Origin of the sequence: Nocardioides sp. (assembly GCF_050699375.1) — a bacterium.
GTDB lineage: Bacteria > Actinomycetota > Actinomycetes > Propionibacteriales > Nocardioidaceae > Nocardioides.
In genome coordinates, this window is the sequence record NZ_JBOHDN010000269.1 from 1 (window position 1) to 8,199 (window position 8,199).

Genomic DNA, 8,199 nt, shown 5'->3' on the forward strand with positions numbered 1-8,199 from the left:
GCCCGGCACCGACGGCGTCACCGCGACCCGTCAGGTCGTGGACGAGGGGCTCGCGGACGTACTCGTGCTCACCACCTTCGACCTGGACGAGTACGTCTTCGGTGCCCTCCGCGCCGGCGCGGCCGGATTTCTGCTCAAGTCGGCCGAGGCCACCGCTCTGGTCGAGGCGGTCAGGCACGTCGCCGCCGGCGACGGCGTGGTCGCCCCGGAGGTCACCCGCCGGGTGCTCGCCGAGCTGACCGGACCGTCCGGCCGATCCGGCCCGGGTGCGGGGGAGACGAGAGCAGAGCTTCCCGCAGACCTCACCCCACGGGAGACCGACGTGCTCGCGGCCCTGGGCCAGGGCCTGTCGAACGCCGACATCGCCCGACGGCTCGTGATCTCCGAGGCGACCGCGAAGACCCACGTCTCCCGGGTCCTGGCGAAGCTCGGGGTCACCTCGAGGGTCCAGGCCGCGATCATCGCCCGAGAGACCGGAACCGCCTGAGAAGCCTGATGAGAATCGCGGCGGAACAGCGCAGAGTTCACCGGTTCGTGACCTCCGGAGCCCCCATTCGAGTGTTCCAAGTAGCAGAATTACCGCCGTCCGTAACGCACATTCAGGAGGATTCATGTTCGGGAAGAACCGCTCCGTGCTCACGATGATCAAGCTGTTCCTAGCAGCCTTCGTCGCCACCGCCGGCCTGCTCGGTGGGACCGTCGCGCTCGCCCCCGCCGCCCAGGCCGATTGGATCGAGAGCTGCACCCACAAGGGCTGCGCCGAGGCCCTGGAGTCCAACGAGGTCTGGGCCTCGCTGGGCTACCCGTCCAACCGCGGCTGGCACGACTGGCCGCCGACCGGCACCTGCAACTTCTCCGGTGGCACCTACAACAACTACGAGGGCGAGCTGCCCTCGGGCCACTCCTACCTCGAGTTCGACGTCACCCCGCGCGAGTGTGGTGCGCAGCGCCAGTCCTACCGGCTCGTGGTCGACACCACCACGGGTGATGTCTACTTCACCCCCGACCACTACAGCACCTTCTACTTCCTGGTCTGAGTGATCAAGGAAGGAGCCTCTGACCTGGGCAGATACCGCACTACGGACCCAGGTCAGAGGCTCTTTCGTACGTCTTCGGCAACCTGAGACCCCGCTGAAACGTCTAGGACACGAGGTCGAGGAGTGCGGATGGCCTGGGAGCCCGCCGTAGTCTTATGGACGTTTGTGACCGCGGGAGGAACATTTGAGCTGGCAGGGCAATCCGCCTTATATACCGACGCCGAAGCCGAAGAAGAGGCGTGGACGGAAGATCTTGAAGACCTTCCTCGTCCTCGTCCTGGTCGGCGCACTGGTCGGCACGCTGGGTGTGATCGTGGCCTACAACGCCATCCCGATCCCCGACGCCAACGCCGCCTACGAGAAGGAGACCTCCTTCGTCTACTACCGCGGTGGCAAGGACGAGGTCGGGCGCTACATCGCCGACTCACAGGACCGCGACTCGCTGCCCTATGAGGAGATCCCGCAGCTGATGAAGGACGCCGCGGTCGCCGCCGAGGACCGTACGTTCTGGACCAACAGCGGCATCGACGTCAAGGGCATCCTGCGGGCGGTGTTCTCGAACACCACCTCGGGATCGACCCAGTCGGGCGCCTCGACGATCACCCAGCAGTACGTCAAGAACCTCTACCTCACCCAGGAGCGCACCTACACCCGGAAGGTGAAGGAAGCGGTCATCTCGGTGAAGATCAGCCGGCAGAAGTCCAAGGAGGACATCCTCGCCGGTTATCTCAACACGATCTACTTCGGCCGGGGCGCCTACGGCGTCGAGGCCGCGTCGAACGCCTACTTCAACAAGCCGGCCGCGAAGATCAACGTACGAGAGGCCGCCGCGCTGGCCGCGATCCTCAACGACCCCAACGACCTCGACCCGAGCAACGGCGAGGAGGCGATCGCCGAGCTCGATGGCCGCTACCGCTACGTCCTCAACTCGATGGTCAAGATGGAGATGATCGACCCCGCCGAGGGCGAGAAGGCCAAGGAGTCGCTGCCGAAGTTCAAGAAGCCGCGCTCCGACAGCCGCCTGGGCGGGCAGACGGGCCACGCCCTCAAGCTGGTCCGTGACGAGCTGCTCCGCCTCAAGGACGAGCAGGGCAACCCGCTGGTCACCGAGGACGAGATCAACGGCGGCGGGCTGCGGGTCACCACCACGCTGACCAAGAAGACGATGAAGACCGTCGAGCAGGCCGTCAACGACGTACGTCCCGAGGACAAGAAGGCCTACTACGAGGACGAGAACAAGAAGGACGACGAGCTGCACGTCGGTGCCGCGACGGTCGATGTGAAGACCGGTGCGCTCAGGGGTTTCTACGGCGGCCAGGACTACCTGGAGTCGCAGACCAACTGGGCGGCGAGCGGCGCGATGGCGGGGTCGACGATGAAGGCGTTCACCCTGGCCGCCGCTCTGGACGCCGGCTACTCGCTCAAGGACAGCTGGAACGGAAACTCGCCGGTCGAGTTCCCGGGCGGCGTGAGCGTCCGCAACTCGGGCCAGAGCGCCGCCGACCCGAATGGCCACAGCTACGGCAGCCACGTCAGCAGCCTCCAGGCGATGGAGGATTCGATCAACACAGCGTTCGCCGAGATGTCCGACGCCCTGCCGGACGGCAGCAAGGATGTCTACGACAAGGCGCTGGCCGCGGGGATCCCGCCCCAGAAGGCCGACGCCGCACACCCCGGCATCCCGATGACCACGGCCGACTTCAGCCCCGAGGACTTCCTGCTCACCCTCGGCAAGAACCGGACCAGCCCGATCAACATGGCCAACTCCTACGCCACGATCGCCAACGGTGGAATGCACAACGACGTCCACGTCGTCTCCAAGGTGGTCGATGCCGACGGCACCGTCGTCTACGAGCGCGACGACTCCGCGCGTGGCGAGAGGGCGATGGACGAGGACGTGGCAGCCGACACCTCCTACTCGCTCCAGCAGGTGGTCTCCAGCGGCACCGGCCAGTCGGCCGGCTCGGTCGTCCAGCCGGCGGCAGGGAAGACCGGCACCGCGACCAACGACAAGGACGAGGTCTCCTCGGCCTGGTTCGTCGGCTACACGCCCCAGCTCGCGACAGCGGTCTCCTACAGCCGCGGCAAGGGCAGCGGCGCCCTCGACGGCTGGCTCGACACCTTCTTCGGTGCCGACTACCCGGCCGACACCTGGGTCGAGATCATGGGCCCGCTGACCGACGAGCTCGACTACGAGGAGTTCCCGGAGCCGGCCTGGCTCGACGGCGATGCCCCCGAGCCCGGACACGCGCCGTACGTCCCGCCGCCGCCCGAGCCGGAACCCGAGCCCACCAAGAAGCCGGAGCCGTCGAAGACGCCGACGCCCACTCCGACACCGACCCCGACCCCGACTCCGACGCCAACACCCACTCCGACACCGACCGTCCCGACTGGTCCTCCCGACCCCGACGATCCCTCGACGGAGCCAGGACCGGACGGTCCAGGACGAGGCGAACCGGGGCCCTTATGAGCGACGCCGACGGGTTCGGGTAGGGACCTCGTTTCCTTCCGTCTTGCCCGACACGGTTAGATAGTGCCCGTGTCAGTGATCGCCCCCGTCGACGTCCACGATGACACCGCTCTGAAGGCTTGGTACGCCGTGGAGGCGGCATCGATGGCGTTCGACCGTCCCTATGCGGCACATCGAACCTTCGAGGCGCTCGCGAACTCCGTGCGCAACCCGCATGATCACGGACGACGGATCCTGCTCGCCGCGAAGGAACAGGGCGAGACGATCGGCATCGCGGAGCTCGATCTCCCCGAGGAGGAGAGGGGCCACGTCGTCGAGCTCGGCATCCATGTCTATCCCGTGCACCGCTGGCGCGGGGTCGGCACCGAGCTGTGGCGAGCAGCCGATGACGTACGCCGCACCAGCGGCCGCACCCTGACGACCGCCGAGGTGACCATCCCCCCGAAGTCCTCCCTGGCGTTCGCGAAGGCCCTCGGGTTCCGGTCGGTACGCCGCGAGGACCACCTCGCCGCCGACCTCCCGCTGCGCCACAAGCCGTTCAAGGTGCTCGGCTACGAGATCCTGATGTGGGAGGACCGCACCCCCGAGAACCTGCTCGGGCAGTTCGTCGGCCTGCGCAACCAGATGGGCAAGGAGATGCCCGGCAAGGCCGAGCAGGACCCCGTCACCCACACCCAGGAGCGCATCCGGTCGGCGGAGAAGAGCACGGCCCGCTCCTATGACCGCATCACCGCGGCCGCCCGCGAGATCCTCACCGGCGAGCTCGTCGGCTACTCGGTCATCTTCCTGGCCCATGGCAGCGTCGAGGCCATCCAGGACGACACCTTCGTCAAGGGCGCCCACCGCGGCCACAAGCTGGGCCTGGCCCTCAAGGTCGCCACTCTCGCCGCCGTCCAGCGCGACCACCCCGAGCGCACCAGCATCCACACCTGGACCGACCCGTCCAACGACGTGATGCAGCGCATCAACAAGCAGTTCGGCTTCCGCAAGATCGAGCTCATGCACGAGGTCCAGCGCACCGACAGGTGGTAGGCCGTGCGGGACTTGAACCCGCGACCCAGGGATTATGAGTCCCCTGCTCTAACCAACTGAGCTAACGGCCCGCGCAGAGCCTAGCGGGCCCCGTACGTCCGAGCGGAGCCGCCGGCAGATGAGCGCTCAGCCCTCGCTGTTGATGAGGTACTTCCCGTCGGCGTAGACGAGCCCCAGCGTCACCGTGCCGCCGTCCTGGGCGCCGTCCTTCATCGTGTAGTTGTAGGTGTAGGTGACCTTGAGCGGGTCGACGCTGGGGGAGACCGAGGCGACGCTGGTGCTGGCGACCTTCCCCCACCAGTTGCGGTAGCCCTCGATCCCGCCGCTGCTCGCCTGGAACGCCGGGGTCAGCATCGAGCCGAAGGCGCTGTCCGGGTTCGCGGGCGCGGTGGCGAGGTAGTTGCGGATGAAGGCGTCGATGCCCTCGGCGGTCGCGCCGGCGGTCTCGCTCGCCGACGGGCTCTCGCTCGGAGTCTCGCTGGCGCTCTCGCTGGGCGTGGGCTCGTCCGTGGGCTCCTCCGACTCGTCGGTGGTGTTCTCGGCCAGCTCCTCGGCCTTCTGGGTCGGGTCGACCGAAGCACTCCGCTTCGGGTCCGCGCTCGGGTCCTCGCCCCGGTTGGCCCACAGCGCCCCGCTGACCAGCAGCACCAGGACCGCCGCGGCGGCGATGAGCAGCACCGGCAACCAGCGGCGGCGCCGGTCGGGCGCGCTGGTCGACCGGGCGGCTCCCGAAGGGGCAGCCGGTGCCGGCGCCGCGACGGCGGCGAGAGTCTGGGTCCGCCGCGCGACCGGTTCGAGCTTCTCGTCCGGCAATCGGCCCGCCAGGAAGTCGACGACGTCGCCGGCCGACCACCGCTCGGCCGGGTCGTACGCCATCGTGTGCTCCAGCAGCGGCGCGAGCCGACCGGCCAGCGGCGTACGCGGCGGGTCCTCGTGCACGACCCGGTAGAGCGTGGCCAGGGCGTTGTCCCCGATCCCGTACGGCGGCTCGCCCGTCAGCGCCTGGAAGAGCGTGGCGCCCAGCGACCAGATGTCGCTGGCGGGGGAGGCCCGTCCACCGGTCGCGATCTCCGGAGCCAGGTACGCAGGGGAGCCGGTGACCTGCCCGGTCTGGGTGGTCTGCGAGTCGACGCCACGCGCGATCCCGAAGTCGGTGAGCTTGGCGCGGTCGGCACGTCCGACGACGATGTTGGCCGGCTTCACGTCCCGGTGGACCACGTCGGCGGCATGCGCGGCACGGAGGGCCGAGGCGATCTGGCCGACCAGCTTCGCGGCGGCCTCGACGGGCAGGGGGCCGTCGTCGCGCACCATGTGGGCGAGGGTCTTGCCCTCGACGTACTCCATGACCAGCCACGGCTTGTCGTCGTCGCGCACCAGGTCGAAGACGGCGACCACGTTCGGGTGGACCAGCCGTGCGGCGAGCTGCGCCTCACGTTCGACGGCCGCGTCCGAGACGCCGTCGAGCGCGACCAGCTGTTTGAGTGCGACCGAGCGCCCCAGCACGTCGTCGGTGGCGAGCCAGACGGCCCCCATCGCTCCCCGGCCGAGCTCCCTCTCGAGCCGGTACCTCCCTGCGATCACCCAGATCCCCTCATATCTCGTCCCGAACGCCAGTGATAACCCTAGGGGGTTCCTCCTACTACGCTTACTTCCTGGACAGCCCGCTACGGGCCCGAGAAACCCACCTGAGAACGATCTGAGAAAGGCACGACGTGTCCATAGATCCCACACTCCTCGACGACCTCGAGTGGCGAGGCCTCATCGCCGACTCGACGGACCGCGACGCGCTCCGAGAAGCGCTGGCCGGCGGGAGCGTGAAGTTCTATATCGGGTTCGACCCCACGGCGCCGAGCCTGCACATGGGCAACCTCCTCCAGGTCACGATGGCGATGCGTCTGCAGCAGGCCGGCCACACGCCGTACGTCCTGGTCGGTGGCGCGACCGGCATGATCGGTGACCCGCGCGACTCCGGCGAGCGCACGCTCAACTCGCCCGAGACCGTCAACGAATGGGTCGAGAAGGTGCGCGGCCAGATCGAGCGGTTCGTCTCCTTCGAGGGCGAGACCGCCGCGACGATGGTCAACAACGCCGACTGGACGGCGTCGCTGTCGGTCATCGACTTCCTGCGTGACATCGGCAAGCACTTCCCGGTCAACCGGATGCTCGCACGCGACACGGTCAAGAAGCGGCTCGAGGACGGGATCTCCTACACGGAGTTCTCCTACATCCTGCTGCAGTCCATGGATTACCTGAATCTTTTCCGTACGCATGGGGTGAGCCTTCAGTTCGGCGGCTCGGACCAGTGGGGGAACATCACCGGCGGCGTCGAGCTGGTCCGCCGGGTCACCGGGGAGACCGTCCACGCCTTCACCACGCCGTTGATCACCAAGGCCGACGGCACCAAGTACGGCAAGACCGAGGGCGGTGCCCTCTGGCTCGACCCGACGATGATGTCGCCCTACGCCTTCCACCAGTTCTGGCTCAACGTCGAGGACGCCAAGGTGGGGGAGATGCTTCGCGTCTTCACGTTCCTTCCCCGCGAGGAGATCGAGGCATTGGAGACGCAGCATGCGGAGAAGCCGTTCCTGCGCGCTGCCCAGAAGGCGCTCGCCGACCACATGACGACTCTGGTCCACGGGGCAGGGGAGACCGAGCAGGCCAAGCAGGCCGCGGCCGCGCTCTTCGGTGGCGGTGACCTGGCAACCCTGAGCAGTACGACGCTGGCTGCCGCCATCACCGAGGCCGGCGCCGTCGAGCTGGCGCGTGGCGAGGAGCTGCCGACGTACGTCGACCTCTTCCTGGCCGCCGGCCTCGTCTCCTCCAAGGGGGAGGCACGTCGCACGATCGGTGAGGGCGGGGCGTACGTGAACAACGTCCGCCTCGAGGACCACGAGGGCGCTCTCGACGAGAAAGATCTGCTCGGCGACGGCTGGATCGTGCTCCGGCGAGGCAAGAAGAAGTTCGCAGGCGTACGCATCAAGTAGCCTTTGACCTGCGAGAACGCCCTGGGGTGGGCGAGTGCCTCCCCTGGGGCGTTCTTCGATTTGGCAAGGACGTCGCCGAGGCGTAATGTTCATCTGGTCGCCGGGGTGCGGCGGGAAGCAAGCTTGAGTCTTCGAGCGGGTTTTCGGCCCCCGAGTCGGCCGCCAACACTCTCGAGCTTCAGCTCGGTTCAGGGTCTCTGTCAGGTCTTCGGATCAGACATTCGAGGCACGGACGAACCGCAGATTGATGACTCGATGCTGTGTCGGCGTGGATATTGCGTTTATCCAAAACGGCGGGAAATCGCCGAATTGGACATGAAAGCGAGATCCGATAAAGTCCTCCAGGACGAGGCAGAAACACCGCCGCTAAACCAACAGAAAGCGCGAAACGCGCCGAATTGGGAAAGCGAAAGTGAGGCTGCTAGAGTCTGAAAGGCAGAACCGGAAGCGGGATTGAATCCGGATGGCTGGAGCAGGGAAAGCGGGTTAGCCGCCGAATTGCGAAAGCGAAACGGGATCCGCTAGGGTTCAGCATGTAGCAGAAAGCCACCGGACTGGCTGAGACGAGATGTCTGTTGTTCTACCGGTGTGCGTGTGATTCTTGAGAACTCAACAGTGTGTCATAGTCGACGAATTAGTTTGTTATGCCCCGTCGACCGCGCCTCTTAGTGGGGTG

At 67.2% G+C, this 8,199-nt stretch carries 6 protein-coding genes and 1 tRNA gene; 5 read left to right on the forward strand and 2 right to left on the reverse strand.

What is annotated here, in order from left to right; all coding sequences use genetic code 11:
- From ACRDPS_RS19500 to ACRDPS_RS19515, 4 genes are all read left to right on the forward strand, one after another.
- Positions 1-487 (forward strand): LuxR C-terminal-related transcriptional regulator (locus ACRDPS_RS19500; RefSeq protein ID WP_431503319.1); only part of this gene is annotated, 487 nt, incomplete at its 5' end.
- A 124-nt stretch (positions 488-611) separates the two neighbouring features.
- Complete coding sequence (locus tag ACRDPS_RS19505) at positions 612-1,037, forward strand: ribonuclease domain-containing protein (protein WP_431503320.1); 426 nt, start codon at positions 612-614, stop codon at positions 1,035-1,037.
- A 253-nt stretch (positions 1,038-1,290) separates the two neighbouring features.
- Positions 1,291-3,507, forward strand: a complete 2,217-nt coding sequence (locus ACRDPS_RS19510) for a transglycosylase domain-containing protein (protein WP_431503321.1) — start codon at positions 1,291-1,293, stop codon at positions 3,505-3,507.
- A gap of 69 nt (positions 3,508-3,576) precedes the next feature.
- Positions 3,577-4,539, forward strand: a complete 963-nt coding sequence (locus ACRDPS_RS19515; RefSeq protein WP_431503322.1) for a GNAT family N-acetyltransferase — start codon at positions 3,577-3,579, stop codon at positions 4,537-4,539.
- On the opposite strand, the gene ACRDPS_RS19520 is transcribed toward ACRDPS_RS19515, so the two are convergent.
- Together ACRDPS_RS19520 and ACRDPS_RS19525 are read right to left on the reverse strand one after the other, a co-directional pair.
- Positions 4,534-4,610: transfer RNA gene (locus tag ACRDPS_RS19520), tRNA-Ile, on the reverse strand. The genes ACRDPS_RS19515 and ACRDPS_RS19520 overlap by 6 nt on opposite strands.
- A 55-nt stretch (positions 4,611-4,665) precedes the next feature.
- Positions 4,666-6,120, reverse strand: a complete 1,455-nt coding sequence (locus ACRDPS_RS19525) for a serine/threonine-protein kinase (RefSeq protein ID WP_431503323.1) — start codon at positions 6,118-6,120, stop codon at positions 4,666-4,668.
- A 131-nt stretch (positions 6,121-6,251) separates the two neighbouring features.
- On the opposite strand from ACRDPS_RS19525, the gene tyrS reads away from it, so the two are divergent.
- A complete protein-coding gene (gene tyrS, locus ACRDPS_RS19530; RefSeq protein ID WP_431503324.1) occupies positions 6,252-7,523 on the forward strand; it encodes a tyrosine--tRNA ligase in 1,272 nt (423 codons plus the stop codon).
- Positions 7,524-8,199 lie beyond the last annotated feature (676 nt).

Bases quoted from the DNA above. Each gene is read 5' to 3' on its own strand.
- ACRDPS_RS19505 (WP_431503320.1), top strand. From the start codon at position 612: ATGTTCGGGAAGAACCGCTCCGTGCTCACGATGATCAAGCTGTTCCTA.